14 protein-coding genes are annotated in these 16,610 nt (G+C 41.0%); 5 read left to right on the plus strand and 9 right to left on the minus strand.

Annotated elements, in window-relative coordinates; all coding sequences use genetic code 11:
- The first annotated feature begins 39 nt into the window (after positions 1-39).
- From J4N25_RS26305 to J4N25_RS26315, 3 genes are read left to right on the plus strand one after another with little or no spacing between them, the layout of a single operon-like run.
- Positions 40-726, plus strand: a complete 687-nt coding sequence (locus tag J4N25_RS26305) for an ACP phosphodiesterase (protein ID WP_207424880.1) — start codon at positions 40-42, stop codon at positions 724-726.
- Positions 710-1,837, plus strand: a complete 1,128-nt coding sequence (locus tag J4N25_RS26310; RefSeq protein WP_207424881.1) for a putative type IX sorting system protein PorV2 — start codon at positions 710-712, stop codon at positions 1,835-1,837. Before J4N25_RS26305 ends, J4N25_RS26310 begins: the two co-directional genes overlap by 17 nt.
- The gene (locus J4N25_RS26315; protein WP_242696038.1) at positions 1,834-2,841 is read left to right on the plus strand and encodes an MBL fold metallo-hydrolase; all 1,008 of its coding nucleotides are present in this window, start codon (positions 1,834-1,836) and stop codon (positions 2,839-2,841) included. The genes J4N25_RS26310 and J4N25_RS26315 overlap by 4 nt, the downstream gene beginning before the upstream one ends.
- Positions 2,842-2,907: 66 nt before the next feature.
- Here the strand turns inward: J4N25_RS26315 and J4N25_RS26320 are convergent, their stop codons facing one another.
- Positions 2,908-3,498, minus strand: a complete 591-nt coding sequence (locus J4N25_RS26320; protein WP_207424882.1) for a NanQ anomerase/TabA/YiaL family protein — start codon at positions 3,496-3,498, stop codon at positions 2,908-2,910.
- 102 nt (positions 3,499-3,600) lie between these two features.
- Between J4N25_RS26320 and ligA the strand changes: the two genes are divergently transcribed.
- Positions 3,601-5,613, plus strand: a complete 2,013-nt coding sequence (gene ligA / locus J4N25_RS26325) for an NAD-dependent DNA ligase LigA (RefSeq protein WP_207424916.1) — start codon at positions 3,601-3,603, stop codon at positions 5,611-5,613.
- 164 nt (positions 5,614-5,777) lie between these two features.
- Positions 5,778-6,653: a 4-hydroxy-tetrahydrodipicolinate synthase gene (gene dapA, locus J4N25_RS26330; protein ID WP_207424883.1), complete on the plus strand. Its 876-nt coding sequence runs from the start codon at positions 5,778-5,780 to the stop codon at positions 6,651-6,653.
- Positions 6,654-6,736: 83 nt separating this feature from the next.
- Here dapA and J4N25_RS26335 read toward each other — a convergent pair whose 3' ends face one another.
- From J4N25_RS26335 to J4N25_RS26370, 8 genes are all read right to left on the minus strand, one after another.
- Positions 6,737-6,928 carry a BF3379 family histone-like protein gene (locus tag J4N25_RS26335; protein ID WP_207424884.1) on the minus strand — a complete coding sequence of 64 codons (192 nt, stop codon included), beginning with the start codon at positions 6,926-6,928 and terminating at the stop codon, positions 6,737-6,739.
- A gap of 284 nt (positions 6,929-7,212) precedes the next feature.
- Positions 7,213-8,454 carry an aminotransferase class I/II-fold pyridoxal phosphate-dependent enzyme gene (locus tag J4N25_RS26340; protein WP_207424885.1) on the minus strand — a complete coding sequence of 414 codons (1,242 nt, stop codon included), beginning with the start codon at positions 8,452-8,454 and terminating at the stop codon, positions 7,213-7,215.
- A gap of 152 nt (positions 8,455-8,606) precedes the next feature.
- The gene (ftsZ, locus tag J4N25_RS26345) at positions 8,607-10,262 is read right to left on the minus strand and encodes a cell division protein FtsZ (RefSeq protein ID WP_207424886.1); all 1,656 of its coding nucleotides are present in this window, start codon (positions 10,260-10,262) and stop codon (positions 8,607-8,609) included.
- A gap of 126 nt (positions 10,263-10,388) precedes the next feature.
- Positions 10,389-11,738: a cell division protein FtsA gene (gene ftsA / locus J4N25_RS26350; protein ID WP_207424887.1), complete on the minus strand. Its 1,350-nt coding sequence runs from the start codon at positions 11,736-11,738 to the stop codon at positions 10,389-10,391.
- Between the two features lie 4 nt (positions 11,739-11,742).
- The gene (locus tag J4N25_RS26355; protein WP_207424888.1) at positions 11,743-12,618 is read right to left on the minus strand and encodes a cell division protein FtsQ/DivIB; all 876 of its coding nucleotides are present in this window, start codon (positions 12,616-12,618) and stop codon (positions 11,743-11,745) included.
- Positions 12,611-13,966 (minus strand): UDP-N-acetylmuramate--L-alanine ligase, encoded by a 1,356-nt coding sequence (gene murC, locus J4N25_RS26360; protein ID WP_207424889.1) that lies wholly within the window; start codon positions 13,964-13,966, stop codon positions 12,611-12,613. Before murC ends, J4N25_RS26355 begins: the two co-directional genes overlap by 8 nt.
- Before the next feature lie 216 nt (positions 13,967-14,182).
- Positions 14,183-15,283 carry an undecaprenyldiphospho-muramoylpentapeptide beta-N-acetylglucosaminyltransferase gene (gene murG / locus J4N25_RS26365; RefSeq protein WP_207424890.1) on the minus strand — a complete coding sequence of 367 codons (1,101 nt, stop codon included), beginning with the start codon at positions 15,281-15,283 and terminating at the stop codon, positions 14,183-14,185.
- Between the two features lie 106 nt (positions 15,284-15,389).
- Positions 15,390-16,586 (minus strand): FtsW/RodA/SpoVE family cell cycle protein, encoded by a 1,197-nt coding sequence (locus J4N25_RS26370; RefSeq protein ID WP_207424891.1) that lies wholly within the window; start codon positions 16,584-16,586, stop codon positions 15,390-15,392.
- Between the last annotated feature and the right edge of the window lie 24 nt (positions 16,587-16,610).

Genomic DNA, 16,610 nt, shown 5'->3' on the forward strand with positions numbered 1-16,610 from the left:
GTATATTGTAACAACTCGCACAAGCGAAGGGAGCATTGCATGAATTTTTTATCGCATTTTTATTTTGACAGGGACAACCGCGACCCGGAGAGGGTGATTGGGGTGGTATTGCCTGATCTTGTAAAAAATGCAAAAAAAGAATGGAGCCTTCGCCCTGAAAAGCAGGAAGCTTTTTATGACGACGAGAATGTAAGTAATATCTTCTGGGGCTGGAAAAGACATATTGCGGTAGACAATTACTTCCACTCGTCAGACTTCTTTTGTCAGCATACGCAACAGATCAAAACCCTTATTTCCCCTATTTTGGAGAACTCTCCTGCCCGCCCTTCCTTCGTTGCTCATATTGCTTTAGAGTTAATGCTGGATGGCTTGCTCCTGACCGAATCTAAGGTCGAAGCAGAAAACTTCTACTCCATACTTGCCGAGGTAGACCGTGAAGCCTTAGAGTGTTTTTTAGAGCTAAATTCTGTTTTTGATACAGATAAGTTCTTTAAGTTCTTAGATGAATTTATAGAAGCTTCCTACCTTGACAGTTACAGGGAAGCTACAAACATTATGTATGCATTAAACAGGATTTGCATGCGTATTTGGGAAGAACCATTTTCAGAAACTCAAAAACTTCAATTAACGGCAGTGCTGATCGATTATCAGCAAAAACTTCAGCGAGATTTTATGCTTATCTTTGAAGAGATTGAAAGCATTCTGAATAATGACATTTCGCAGTAAACTTCTTCTGTTAGCCTTACTACTACCTGCAATTTCTTTTGCTCAAGAAAAGTATAGCAATGAGTTTTTGAATATTGGAGTTGGATCAAGAGCTTTCGGAATGTCACAATCTGTAATAGCCTCTGCAAACGATGTTACTGCTGCCTATTGGAACCCGGCTGGTTTAACGCGTATGGAAGGCCCGGTACAAGCGAGTGTGATGCACTCCGAATATTTTGCGGGCCTGGCACGATACGATTATGCTGGCCTGGCCACTGCTGTATCAGACCACACCGCCGTTGTCTCTTTTTCAGTAGTTCGTTTTGCTGTTGATGATATCCCTGATACGTCGGAACTGATCGATGCAGATGGTAATATCAATTACGACCGTGTTAGATCGTTTTCAGCTGCCGACTATGCCTTCATCCTTTCGTACGCCAGGAACGCAAGAAAACGAAGAGTAGGTCCTGCTTCAATAGGAGACAGTGAAAACATTGATGGTGAAAGTCAGGGACTCAGTTATGGAGGAAACGTTAAAGTAATTCATAGAAAGGTTGGGGAATATGGAAAATCCTTTGGCTTTGGGCTCGACTTTGGTATCCAGTATTTAAGAAGGCATTGGTCATTCGGAATTATGGGGAGGGATATTACTACCACTTATAATTCATGGAGTTATAATGCCGAAAAACTTTCAACAGTGTACGCTTCTACCGGAAATAACATTCCCAGAAACTCCACAGAAATAACTTATCCACGTATTGTTCTGGGCGCCGCTTATTCCACACCCATCAATAACAACTTTGGCATTTCAGCAGAAACTAATCTCAATTTAACTACCGATGGAAAAAGGAATGTCCTGATATCGGCAGACCCCGTAAGTGCAGACCCTACAATTGGCATAGAAGGGAATTTTAAAAAAATAGCCTTTTTAAGAGCAGGAGTAGGCAACATACAGAAATCCAAAGACTTTGAAGGCCGGGACTCTTATCAGTTCCAACCAAACGCAGGAATTGGAATCAGGATAAAGAACTTTAGCATTGATTACGCGTTAACAGACTTAGGAAACGTTTCGGATGCGCTGTATAGCAATGTGTTTTCGGTAAGGCTAATTTTCAATAATCCTACTAAATGACGATTTACAAATCGCCCAACTTCAATGGAAAAATATTTTTAAACCCAATCCCGACTGTTGTTACTAAACAAGGCGCTTTTTTAAAAATAATCCGGGAAAACTTTCTGGACAGAAGGAAACATTTGCGCGAGCCCAAAAAGCGCCTTGGTCCATTCCCCGCTAACCCACGGCTTCTAAACAACCTGGCACCTAACGGAATACGCATTACCTGGCTTGGTCATTCAACTCTTATCATGGAAGTTGATGGAAAGCGTTTCCTTACCGATCCCGTATGGTCTAATGTGGTTTCTCCCTTTAGTTTTATTGGTCCAAAGCGTTTTTTCCACTCTCCTATCAAGCTTGAGGAACTACCCTCCATTGATGGCATTATAATCTCCCATGATCATTATGACCATCTTGATGAAAAGACCATCAGGCAAATCGCTAAAATAATGCCCGAGGCTCAATTCTTCTGCGGACTGGGAGTAAGCAAGTGGCTTAAAGCATTTGGTGCTGATATAAGAAACATCCATGAGTTTGGTTGGTGGGATGAGCTTGAAATTGAAAAAAGCTTCAAGATCATAGCTACTCCTGCGCGCCATTTTTCGGGACGCGGGATTTCGGACCGGTATAAAACGCTTTGGGCTTCCTGGGTTATTCAAGGCCCTGAGCATACCATGTTTTATGGTGGTGATTCTGGGATGTTTCCGGGCTTTGCGGAAATTGGAGAAAAATACGGGCCCTTTGACCTGACTGCACTGGAAATTGGTGCAGCAGATGACGACTGGGAAGATATTCATATGGGCCCAATTAAAGCTGCAGAAGCACATCTTATGTTGAAGGGAAAAGTGATGCTTCCCATCCATTGGGCTACCTTCAATCTTGCTCCTCATCCCTGGGAAGAACCTGCTGAAGATCTTCTTGTGGCAGCGGAAAAAAAAGGTATTAAATTACTTCTACCCCAACCCGGCGAAACTGTATCAATAAAGGAATATCACAACCTTTGGTGGCGGAAGTACACCTAATTTACAACTAGCAAAAATGGGACACCTTTAATTGATGTCCCATTCTGTATTGCGATGAATGTTTAACTATTCAGTGTATTTGATCTTCACAACCACCTTCTTAATTGGTTTTCCATCAACATCTATACTTGGCTTATGGGCATCACCGGGGAAGAAGATATACATCGTACCTGGTTCTGCTATATAAAACTTCCCATCTACAGTGTAATTTGCCACGTCCCTCTTTTCATCATAAGGCTTAGTTACAGTAGCTTTTGCCACTGGGGCCATCCCCATTTTCTCTTTCCCCCTGGCGATGTATTGGATATCGATCACCCTTTTGTGCGACTCCCAATTGGCGGCTTCAAATTTCTTACCCGGGCCCTCCGTTACAGAAACATAAACATTATCCCCATCCAGTGCATACTTACCAGGTGCTACATTTTCCAAATCAGTCTCCTTCAAATATTTAAAAGCCAAATCCCACCATGCTTTATTCCTTTGATACTGAGATTCAAACTCCTTTTTATCAATATCCGCATATGGCACTAAAGGAACACCATTATACCAATCCCCTCTTTTGAACCAGGATACGGTTTTTTTTGTAGAAGAACAGGCGCTAAAAAACAGTAAAGAACAAATAGCGAGAAGCTGAAGTACTTTTATCTTTGATTTCATTGTTATTGTTTGGCCCGGCAATATAAGCGTTTTTAAGAGTATCCGGCGAACAGGAAACACTTATGCCGGTGATATAAAATGCAAAAATCTTATCTTCGTTCCATGTCAAAACCGGATGTTAAAGCACATATGGATGCTCTGGTAAAGGAGCTTAATATCCATAACTATAACTATTATGTTCTTGCTCAGCCAACTATCTCTGACTTAGAATTTGACCAGAAGCTCAAAGAGTTGGAACAATTGGAGAAACAGCATCCTGAATATCAGGACCCTGAATCGCCTACTCAAAAAGTTGGAGGAGAGGTTACCAAGGAGTTCAAGACAGTAAAACATCGCTGGCCTATGCTTTCTCTTGGGAATACCTATAGCGAGCAGGATCTGAGGGATTTTGATGAGCGTATCAGGAAAGCTATCGGAGATAACTTCGAATACGTATGTGAACTAAAGTTCGACGGCTTATCCATGAGCCTGACTTATGAAAATGGAAAACTATTAAGAGCAGTTACCCGGGGAGATGGAACACAGGGAGATGATGTAACGACTAACGTAAAGACAATTAATAAAATTCCGAAAAAACTTCGTGCATCAGGCTTTCCAGACAATTTTGAAATCAGGGGAGAAGTTTTTATGCATAGGGCAGCCTTCGAACGTTTAAATAATGAACGAATTGAAAAAGGCGAAGTGCCATACGCGAACCCCAGAAATTTCGCCTCGGGAACGATGAAATTACAGGACTCAGCTGAAGTGGCTAGAAGACCTTTAGATTGCTTTTTATACTTCCTATATACCGAGAGGGAGATATTTAAAACGCATTGGGAGAGCCTTGAAGCAGTAAAAGAATGGGGATTTCATGTTTGCGAACATAACAGACTAGCGGGGAACATCGACGAGGTTTTAGACTTCATTCATTATTGGGATAAGAACCGTTTTAATTTAAGTTATGATATTGATGGTATCGTAATTAAAGTTAATAATTATGCACAGCAGCATGAGTTGGGTTTCACGGCCAAGTCGCCCCGTTGGGCGATCTCGTACAAGTATAAGGCCGAGCAAGTTGAAACGATTTTACAAGCAGTAACTTATCAGGTAGGAAGAACTGGGGCTGTTACCCCCGTTGCTAATTTGAAACCAGTCCTACTTGCAGGAACTACTGTAAAGCGAGCAACGCTGCATAATGCAAACGAGATCGAACGGCTGGACCTTTACGAAGGTGATACTGTATTCGTTGAAAAGGGGGGTGAAATTATTCCTAAAATAATTTCAGTGAATACCTTGAAACGACCGGATGATGCTAAGAAGGTAGTATATCCCGAAGTGTGTCCTGAATGCGGCAGCAATTTGTTGCGAAAGGAAGGTGAAGCTGTTCACTACTGTCCGAATGATGAAGAATGTCCGCCGCAAATAGTCGGGAAGATGCAGCACTTTATCGGGCGCAAAGCAATGAATATAGACGGACTAGGTGATGAAACAATTGAGGCATTATACCGAAAAGGACTGATAGAACATATAAGTGATCTCTATATCCTCCACGAGAAGATGGACGACCTTAAGCAAATGGAGCGATTTGGACAAAAGTCGATCACTAACATGCTAAACGGAATTGAGAAATCAAAACAAATGCCTTTTGAGAAAGTGCTATTTGGATTGGGGATACGCTATGTTGGAGAAACAGTTGCCCGCAAGCTCGCAGCACACTTCAAAAACGTAGACAGTTTAATCAATGCTTCCTACGAGGAATTAACTTCAGTGGATGAAATAGGTGGAAGGATAGCAGAAAGCCTTGTTGAGTACTTTAAAAGTCCGAAACATCTCGACCAAATACAAAAGCTTCAGCAGGCAGGCCTTCAATTTAAAACGGAAGAAAAAGAAATTTCTCTGGCGAGTGATAGGTTGACCGGCAAAACTTTTATAATATCAGGAGTATTTGCTGATTACAGCCGCGAAGAGCTGGCCCAGCTAATTGAATCAAACGGAGGAAAGATCTTAAGCAGTATCTCTGGAAAGTTGAATTATCTCGTAGCTGGTGATAATATGGGCCCCTCGAAATTGGAGAAAGCAAATAAATTGAACATTCCCATCATCTCTGATCAGGAGTTGCTCGCAATGATTCAATAGGACCCGTTCAGAAACTAAAAGAAGGAGATTCTTGCTACAACGTATTTCTGATAACTCATGTCTGAATTCTCGTATCTCTTTGCTAAATTAGCGGCCTATTTTACAGATCCCAAAGATGTCGTAATTAATCAGCAACTATTAACGGGTCAGGTTTAAAGAAAATAATGAACAAATTTTACGGAACAGGAGTCGCCCTTGTAACTCCTTTCACATCAGACGGAGAAGTTGACTTCAGGGGTTTAGAAAGACTTATTGAACATCAGATAAACGGTGGAGTTGAATATCTTGTAGCCCTAGGTACGACAGGAGAATCGGCAACCTTAACTAAAGATGAAAAGAAAGCTATCTGGGAATTTACTGCTGAAAAAGTTGCTGGACGGGTGCCGTTGATGGCAGGAATTGGTGGAAATGACACCAGAGAGATCGTAAAAGCTGTTGAAGAATTTAAAATTGCTGGCTACGAAGCAATTCTTTCTGTTAGTCCCTATTATAACAAGCCGGTGCAGGAAGGGATGTATCAGCACTATAAAGCGATAGCAGAAGCTGCTCACCTTCCAATTCTTCTTTATAATGTTCCGGGTCGTACAGGAAGTAATCTGGCACCAGAAACAACTTTGCGCCTTGCTTCTGATTTTAAAAATATTTTCGGAGTAAAAGAAGCTTCGGGTAATTTTGATCAGTTTAACCAGATATTAAAAGATAAACCAGCTGATTTCCTTTTTATTTCGGGAGACGACTCAGTTACTCTACCGATAATAGCTATGGGAGGGGCAGGTATTATCTCTGTGGTTGCAAATGCAATACCAAGGCAGTTCTCTGATATGATTCGTTTGTGTTTGGAAGGAAAGTTCAAAGAGGCACAACCTCTTCATTATAAATTGATCGACTTCACAAACCTGATGTTTGCAGAGGGTAATCCTGCAGGAGTTAAATCGGCTCTGAAACATGCGGGGATCTGCTCTGATACCCTCAGACTACCTCTCGTAAGTGTTAGTACAGCTACTTCTGAAAAAATCAAAGCAGCTTACGAAGCTCTGTAGATTTTTATTTATAGTTAATAGATATCAAAAAGAAAAGCCCGAATGACAACATTCGGGCTTTTTAATTTCTTTTCTAACAGGGTTTATTTTGCAGCTGCATTTTTAGACTCCTGAATCTCAAGACGAATAGCCTGAGCAAGATTTTTCACGTCCTGCAAACCTTTTCTCACACGTGTTCCAGCAGCATTGTTTCCTTTGTTGTAGAACTTGTCTGCATCAGCCTCTAGACCAACAATTAGGTCCTTAAGCTCCGTAAATCTTTCATAATTTGCCATTGTAGTGCTTAGTTTAGTTTTTAATAAGTTAATTATTTTAATAAGCTAAGCTAATGTAACGGCTTTTTTCAAAAAAAAAAACATTTTAAAAATATTCCTATAGCGTCTTAAAGCCCTTTTTTTCCACAATCAAACTTATTTTCACAATTGCTATATAGCAAGAACAATAAATTCATTTAACTAGGTTAAAAATACATTTCGCAGGAGTACCGGTATTAGTAAAAAATAAAACAAAAAAAGGCGCAACAAGTGCACCTTTTTAATTTATTAAGATTAACAAGAACCTATACAGGCATTGCTTTAGCTTCTTTATAATATCCTTTCTGAAGCTTTTCCTGAACCTCTGAGAATGCGTCTAAAGTTCTTTGCACATCTTCAAGGCTATGAGCTGCAGTAGGGATAATTCGCAACTCCATAAGCCCTTTAGGAATAACGGGATACACAACAATAGAACAGAAGATACCATAGTTCTCACGAAGATCCATTGTTATTGCAGTAGCTTCATGCAGTTCTCCTTTAAGGAACACAGGAGTAACCATGGTATTTGTTACTCCTAGATCAAATCCACGCTCACGTAAACCTGATTGTAAGGCTGTAGCAATCTGCCATAATTTTTCACGTAACTCTGGTTTTGTTCTAAGCAGCTCTAAGCGTTTACGCAAACCTACAACCATTGGCATTGGTAAGGCCTTAGCAAAAGTTTGAGAACGCATATTATAGCGAAGGAAGTTTACTATCTCTTCTTTAGATGCAACAAAAGCACCTATCCCTGCCATAGATTTAGCAAAAGTACCAAAATACACATCAACCCCATCAATTACATCCTGAGCTTCATGAGTTCCTGCACCAGTTGGCCCCATTGTTCCGAAACCATGAGCATCATCAATTAGTAAACGGAACTTGAAATCCTTCTTTAGCTCAACCAATTCCTTCAACTTACCCTGCGCCCCTGACATCCCGAAAACACCTTCTGTAATTAGAAGAATTGCTCCGCCTGTTTGCTCTACTAATTTTGTTGCTCTCTCCAATTGCTTGCGACAGCTGTCGATGTCGTTATGCTGATAAACGAAACGTTTTCCCATATGTAAACGAACGCCATCGATAATACACGCGTGCGACTCTGCGTCGTAGACTATTACATCGTTACGATCAACCAAAGTATCTATAATCGACACCATGCCCTGGTAGCCGTAGTTTAGTAGAAATGCGTCGTCAAATCCAGTAAATTCGGCAAGGTCTTTTTCTAAAGCTTCATGATGATTTGAATTTCCCGACATCATCCTCGCACCCATCGGGTATGCCAAGCCGTATTCTTCGGCGCCTCTAGCATCGGCTTCCCGAACTTCAGGATGATTGGCTAACCCAAGATAATTGTTTAGACTCCACACTAAATGCTCTTTCCCGCGAAATTTCATGTGAGGGGCAATTTCTCCCTCAAGTTTTGGAAATGAAAAATACCCATGAGACCATTTCTGATGCTGCCCAATAGGCCCCATGTGTTTCGCTATTTTATCAAATAAATCCAATGTGTTAATTTTTAAAAGTTATTATTAGGATAATAGGCGCAAAGTTAAAGTTTAATGATTGATAAACAATTAATTTACACCTATTGTAAAGGATACATAAAGCAAAAAGCCCTTATCTTTAAGATAAAGGCTTTTTTTTATTTTTCAATTTATTAATCTACGTTGTCGTGAAGAAAGGAGTTATTCGGACGAATTTCCCCAGTCTCATTGGAAATAGTAAATCTTGAAACTTGAGACTCTGAGGAGTGAGGTGTTTGCTGAAGCGCCATTTGCTTACGTTTGTAAGCAGGCTCGTTTTCCAATTCCTGCAAACCGTTTGCTGTACGTAGCTTCATACTTAAATCCTTAAGGCGAAGGATCCGCTCTCTTGATTTACGTAATTGTTCCTCAATAGACTCATCGGTCTTACTATCGTCTGGATTAAGAGCTACTGGTTGAGGTGCCACAGGTTGCGGCTCTGGTGTTCCGTAAGATTCCGGTGTTCTCAAATCGTCTGCCTTAGGTCCACCAAACTGAAATTCCGACTCCACTGTCTTAACTCCAAATTCAAATGGGGATGGTTCGGCAGGTTTTGCAGCAGGCTCTTCATCATGTAAAGTATGACGAACGATCCTCGGTTCAGAAGGAACTACAGGGACACGTTCTTCAACATTATTTCTTTGAGAAAAAACACCGCCGAATAGATCAGACTGCATATCTTCCTCTGCTTTAGCCTCTATTTGTGAGTCAGCAACTTTTGGTTCTACCGCGATAAATGAATTCACCGCATTTACTGGCTTAACCATAGGAGCATTCTCAGGAGTCAATAAAGAAACCTTTTTTTGCTGACTTTTCTCTACTTCACGCTCTTCCTTTGTCTGGAAGCCGGTTGCAATAATAGTCACAAGGATTTTTTCTCCAAGAGATTCGTCAACACAATTACCCCAGATCAGATCTGCAGCTAAACCAGCTTCCTCCTGGATATAATCGGTAATTACGCTTACCTCGTCCATAGAAACTTCTCTTGACCCTGAGCTGATATTTAACAAGATGTAACGAGCACCCTGGATTTCGCTGTCCTTTAATAATGGAGAAGCAAGAGCTCCTTCAACGGCCCGGTGAGCACGATTTTCACCTTCAGCAGCATAACTACCCATGATAGCCACACCACTGTTACTCATTACAGTACGAACGTCTTTGAAATCCACGTTGATATAACCCGGAATAGTAATGATCTCAGCGATACCTTTCGCGGCGGTTGTTAATATATTATCAGCCTGAGCGAAAGCAGCACTTAAAGTAAGGTTTCCGAAAATCTCTCTCAAGCGGTCGTTTGAGATGACGAGGTATGAATCAACATATTTCTTCAACTCATCGAGGCCTTCCTCAGCCTGCATTTTACGACGCTTTCCTTCAAAAGAAAATGGAGTAGTGATGATCGCTACTGTAAGGATATCCATTTCTTTTGCAGCTTTGGCAATTATGGGACTAGCACCTGTTCCTGTACCACCACCCATTCCTGCCGTAATGAACAACATCTTGGTATTGGCACCGATCATGCGCTTAATATCTTCTATATTTTCGATAGCAGAGTTTTTTCCCACCTCAGGTATCGATCCAGCTCCCATTCCCTCAGTCAGGCTCGCACCTAACTGTACTTTATTAGGAATAGGACTTAACTCCAACGCCTGCGCATCAGTATTGCAGATAATGAAGTCAACACCCGTGATTCCCTGTCTAAACATGTGGTTGACCGCATTGCCACCGCCACCACCTACACCAACTACTTTGATAATTGATGATTTTTCTTTTAGCATTTCAAACTGCATATCGTTAATTCTCAGCTTAGTAGATTTCCGTTTCTTTTACCTATACCTAGTCGTAATATTAATATTTTTTACACAAACGTTTTCCACAACTGTTAGCAATGTGGAAAACTTCGCGATTGTGGAAAACTATTTAATATAGTCTTCGTCTTTAATATCGTCCTTAATAAATTTTGCTCCTGTCTGCAGAAGCTTATCAAATAATCCGAAAGATTTTTTCGGTTTTTCTGGTTGTGGTTTTTCCACAAATACACCTGGTTGCTTAATTATCTCCACCATTTCCTCTGCTTTTTGAATTCCCTTAATTAATAAACCTATACCCGTAGCAAACGTCGGACTTTTTAAATCATCATAGATGTTCTTTGGTAATACCTCGTTCTTTGCCAAATGCTCATTTGGATATCCAACGCGGCAATCTAATCCTGTTACATACTCCACTAACTGCGGCAAGTGCTTTAGCTGTGCACCACCACCAGTGATCACGATCCCTGCGATTAATCGCTTCTCGTATCCAGATGCCTTGATTTCATAGTAAACGTGCTCCAGTATTTCCTCCATTCTTGCCTGAATTACATAAGCGAGGTTCTTTACTGAGATCTCTTTTGGTTCCCGGCCTCTCAAACCTGGAACACAAATAATTTCGTTCTCCTTATTCTCGTCAGCCAATGCAGATCCAAAGCGGGTTTTCAACAATTCCGCCTGATTACGCATAACTGCACAACCTTCCCGAATATCTTCAGTGATACTGTTACCTCCAAAAGGTATAACAGCTGTGTGACGGATAATGCCTTCGTGGAAGATGGCGATATCCGTTGTACCACCTCCAATATCAACTAAAACAACCCCAGCTTCTTTTTCTTCTTCAGACAACACAGACTCAGATGAAGCAAGTGGCTCAAGGATTAATTCCTGAGTCTCCAAACCTGCATTGGTTACGCATTTCAAGATATTTTTAACAGCACTTACATGACCTGAAATGATATGGAAATTTGCCTCTAAACGAACGCCGGCCATCCCGATAGGATCTTTAATTCCAGGCTCATTATCAACAGTAAACTCCTGCGGCAACACATGAATGATCTCCTCTCCCGGAGGCATCACCAGCTTATACATATCCTCGATAAGCTTTTCGATGTCCTTCCGCTGGATTTCATTATTCAGATCCTTACGGGTCAAAATCCCTCTGTGCTGAAGGCTTTTTATATGTTGGCCGGCAATACCCACATTAACGATCTTTACATCCACATTTGATTGTGCACTAGCCTCGTCAACTGCCTGCAGTATTCCCTGAACAGTTTTTTGAATGTTTGATACTACACCGCGTGTTACCCCCGCCGATTCTGCTTTCCCAATGCCCAGTATCTCTATTTTTCCATGCGTGCTCCTACGGCCAACAATTACACAGATCTTTGTTGTACCGATGTCAAGTCCTACCACTATAGGAGAGCTTTTCGATGATGTAGAAGTACCTTTTTCCATAAATTTAATGCGTTGCTGTTATTAAAGTATCCTGAATTGTTTTTATCGTGTCAGTTGGTGCGTTTGCAACAACCGTAGATTTCGTTATTAACTTTGTGCTGTCTGTGACCCTCTTCACACAAACAATCTGGTTGGCATATTTAATATTTATAGTCTTATAGGCTTCCCAGCCAACATTGGGAAGTGCTCTTTTATAAAAAATCAGAAGATTCCTGAACTTCGTTTCAAGAGAATCTGCCTCTCCAAGAACTATCTTATGATCACCAACCCTCGGGATCATTTCTATCTCTCTTTTCTCGTTCACGTACAATTGCTCAATTTGGTCGTTCCACAGAGTATCTTTCCGGATAAAAAGTGAAGCATTATAAAGGCCTATAGCTATTTCAGTTTTCAATGTATCCACCTTACCAGAAAAATGCTCCACTATAAACCCATTTGCTACCACTACGTTAGGGGTGAAGCTATTAGAGAGGGGCAATTTATAGCCCTCTTTATCCACGTAAAAGTCTTGTCCGGCAATATTTATAATACGTAGTACCGGCTCCCGCTGATTTATAGCCACATTGATAACACCGTCCATTTCTGCGTATACCTTTGCCTCCTGGATGTAGGGATTTGATTTTAAGGCCTCCTCAATTCTGTGAATATCAATTTCATGCAATGGTTTTCCAACGAGATTTCCTGTCGCACGCTGTATAATCAAATCGACTTCATGACGGTCTATAAAACTTTCAATCCCTGGAATAATTACTTTTATGTCCTTACATTTTACCTCGTTCTTCTTAACTTCAATAAAACTCATAAGCGCAACTACCCCGCCCAGGCTTAGAACCCAGGTAAAGGCAATAAATACAGCTTTCCAGTTTATTCGTTTAAGCATTTTCTAAAATTTCCTTAAAAGGCAATACCAATGTATCTATATCCCCGGCTCCTACTGTTAAAAGAAGCTTAGGTTGTAATCCTGCTATAATCGCTTCAGCACTCTCTTTGGAAGCAATTTGCTTGTTCTCCAATTTCATCCTATCATAAATGATCTCAGAAGTGACTCCCGGAATTGGAAGTTCTCTGGCTGGATAAATGTTTAGCAATACCAGCTCATCGGCCATATCTAACACCTCTGCAAATCCATCAACAAAATCCCTTGTACGCGAATACAAGTGAGGCTGAAACACTACGGTTAACTTTCTACCAGGATAAAGTTGTTTCACTGCAGAAATACAAGCCCTAAGCTCTTCAGGGTGATGAGCATAATCATCTATAAAAATCTTATCATCGGTCTTAATTACATATTCAAACCGTCTTTTAACCCCTTTGAATTCCTTTAATGCTTCTTTGATCTTTTCCGCTTCAATGTTAAGTAGTAAAGCTGCCTGGATTGCAGCAGTAGCGTTCTCCACATTATGCAAGCCCGGTAAACCTAGTTCAATGTTATTGATCTCTATTTCCTGTGCTTTAAAATCAAAGAAGAAAGTACCAGATTCCACTCTGACGTTAGTGGCAAATATTTCTGAAGGCTCTTTAGCAGAATAAGTTGCTCCACCTTCAAGAGGCAATCCGTTCTTTCGGATTAGTTTCCCGCCTTCTTTTAGTTGCGATGCGAATAGCCTGAATGACTCCTTTACATGAGAATCATCCCCATAAATATCCAGATGATCAGCATCCATAGACGTGATAATAGCGATATCGGGATGAAGACGAAGAAATGATCTATCGTATTCATCTGCTTCGACAACTACTACATTGTTACTTCCGAAAAGAACATTGGTATCATAATTAGAAGAAATCCCCCCAAGGAAAGCAGTGCAATCAAAACCAGAATGCTTTAAGATATGAGCAACCATAGTGGACGTAGTTGTCTTTCCATGCGTTCCTGCAACAGCAACAGTAAACATCCCCTTACTGATAATCCCCAGCACCTCTGAACGCTTTTTGAGATCAAAGTTATTCTCCTGGAAATAGTTAAGGATAGCAGAGTCTTTAGGAATTGCCGGAGTGTAGATCACGAGCAAATTATCCGAAGATGTTCTGAAATTAGCAGGAATTTCATCTACAGCATCTACGTATGTAATTGCCAGTCCCTCCTCGGCAAGACTATCCGTTAGTGTCGTTTGAGTGCGGTCGTAACCTACCACTTCGCACCCCCTCTTATGGAAATAACGAGCAAGGCCACTCATACCGATTCCACCGATACCAACCAGATAAACTTGTTTTATATTGTCTAATTCCATTTGTTTTAAGCTGAAAGCTTATAGCAGCGAGCACAAAACTCCTACTGAAAGCTCAAAGCCGAAAGCAAAAAGCATAAAGCTTCTGCTAACGTCTTATCTTTTATCCTTTTTAAAATGAAAGCTCAAGCAGAGCGAACAGCAGCTCTGCTAATCTTACATTTCTTCTTTATTCTTTTAGCAAAAAAGCTTTCACCTTTCTGCTTTACACTTTCACCTCTACCCTTTGGAAGCTATTTTCAAAACTTCCCTTGCAATCACTTCGTCTGCATTCGGCAAGGCTAGCTTGCCTATACTATTACTTAGTGCTGTGCACGTTGCAGGATCCCCAATCAACGCTATTGCTTTTTCAACAAGCTCCTCCTCTGCAACTGCATCTCTCACAAGGATTGCTGCATTATTATCAACCAGAGCCATTGCATTTTTAGTCTGATGATCTTCTGCAACATTCGGAGATGGCACCAGAATTACCGGTTTCCTTACCACATATAATTCAGCGATAGTACCTGCCCCAGCCCTTGAAATAATTACATCCGCGGCAGCGTAGGCATAGTCCATCCGGTTCAGAAACTCTAACACAATAACATTTGTACCGGGCCTATCACCAACCTGCTTAATGATCGACGCATAGTAATACCTGCCAGTTTGCCAAATAAGTTGAATATCCTGATCAACCAGTTTCTTGAGTCCGGCAATCATAGCTTTATTCAACGTGCCAGCTCCAAGACTTCCCCCGGTTACCAGGATCGTTTTCTTATCAGCAGACAAGCCAAATGAGGATAATGCCTCTTCTCTCTTCCCTTCTATATCCACAGATTGCTTTCTTATCGGATTTCCTGTTAACAAAAGGCTCTCTGCCGGAAAAAACTTATCCATCCCTTCAAATGCCACACATATTTTCTTTGCCTTTGCACCAAGTTTCTTATTAGTGATACCAGCATATGAGTTTTGCTCCTGTATCAAATAGGGAATGCCCATTTGACCGGCTGCATACAATAAAGGACCTGAAGCATATCCTCCAACACCTACCGCAACGTCGGGCTTGAATTCTTTTATAATAGATCTGGCTTTTAATAAGCTTTTCAACATCTTTATTGGAAGCATAAAATTCTTCCACAAGGCTTTTCGTTGAAATCCCTGAATATCCAGACCGATAATTTTGTAACCAGCTGCCGGCACCTTCTCCATCTCCATTCTTCCGTTAGCTCCAACGAAAAGAATTTCAATCGCAGGATCAATACGCTTCAAGGCATTTGCAATTGCAACTGCCGGGAAGATATGTCCTCCGGTTCCACCTCCGCTAATGATTACCTTTGTCATATTTTAAAAATGATAGAATGAGTGAATGAATGAATGAATGAGTGAATGAAAGAATAAATGATTCCATAACTAATTCTATTAATCAATCCTTCTATCCTTCATTCATTTATATCTCTCCTACTATTACTTTATTGTCTCTCTTATTTTTTGTTTTTTCTTCTGTTGTGTCAGTAGCGGTGCCTGCCTTCCTCTTTTCCTCCACATCGCGACTTACACTTAAAATAATTCCGAAGGCCACGCTGGTAAATAAAATTGAGGTACCTCCCATACTTACCAAAGGAAGTGGAACCCCTGTTACTGGCCCCAGTCCAACAGCTACGGCCATGTTTGCAAAAGCCTGTATTGTTAAGCTAAAACTTAGCCCTGCTGCTAACAAAGCACCAAAAGCCTTGGGACTAGCAGTTACAATCAATATGCACCGGTAGAGAAAGACCAGGTAAATTACAATTAAACCTACTCCTCCAACGAGACCATACTCTTCAATGATCAATGCAAAGACGAAATCCGAATACGGGTGAGGCAAGAAATTGCGTTGGGTACTATTACCAGGCCCCTTGCCGAAAATTCCTCCTGTTGCTATTGCTATCTTTGATTGATTCCCCTGGAATGCCTTGTCTTTGTCCGCCAGCTCTGGATGCAAATAAGTGTTGATACGCGATTTATAGGTCTCCCTTCTTGGTCCCAGAAAAATAACTCCCATCAACAGAATAAGTCCCCCAAGGCAAACGATCAAAATCTGCTTTATGCTAATGCGTCCTATTATGAGCAATAATATGCTTACTCCAAAAAGCATTATTGCTGTTGAAAGGTTCGCCAATGCAATTAGAATGAACACCAAGCAAACTGAGCCCATAATGGGGAGGAAAGCATCCTTTACATCCTTTATATTCTCTTGCTTCCTTGTAAGCATCCTGGCCAGGAAAGTTATCAGCGCTAACTTGGCCATATCGGATGTTTGGAATGTTTGATTAATAACAGGAATGGTCACCCAGCGACTTGCCTGATTGACCGAAGCACCAAATAGTAGAGTATAAAGCAACAAGGGGATCGTAATGATCATCAAGATCTTTGATATTCCGGCATAGTACCGGTAATCAAGAAGATGTGAAAAATACATCAAGGCCACCCCACCTACAATAAAAATCAGGTGTTTCATCAGGAAAGCCTCCGTCCCTACGCCTTTCTTATAAGCGAGTGTTCCCGTAGCACTATACACAGCCAGAAGCGACCAGATTGAGAGTACAATCACAATCAGCCAAATCCAGCGATCCCCTTTCGTCTTATTTAAAATTGCGTTAAACATTATATTTTGAGCTTCGGCTTCTAT

This window comes from Desertivirga brevis, assembly GCF_017355835.1.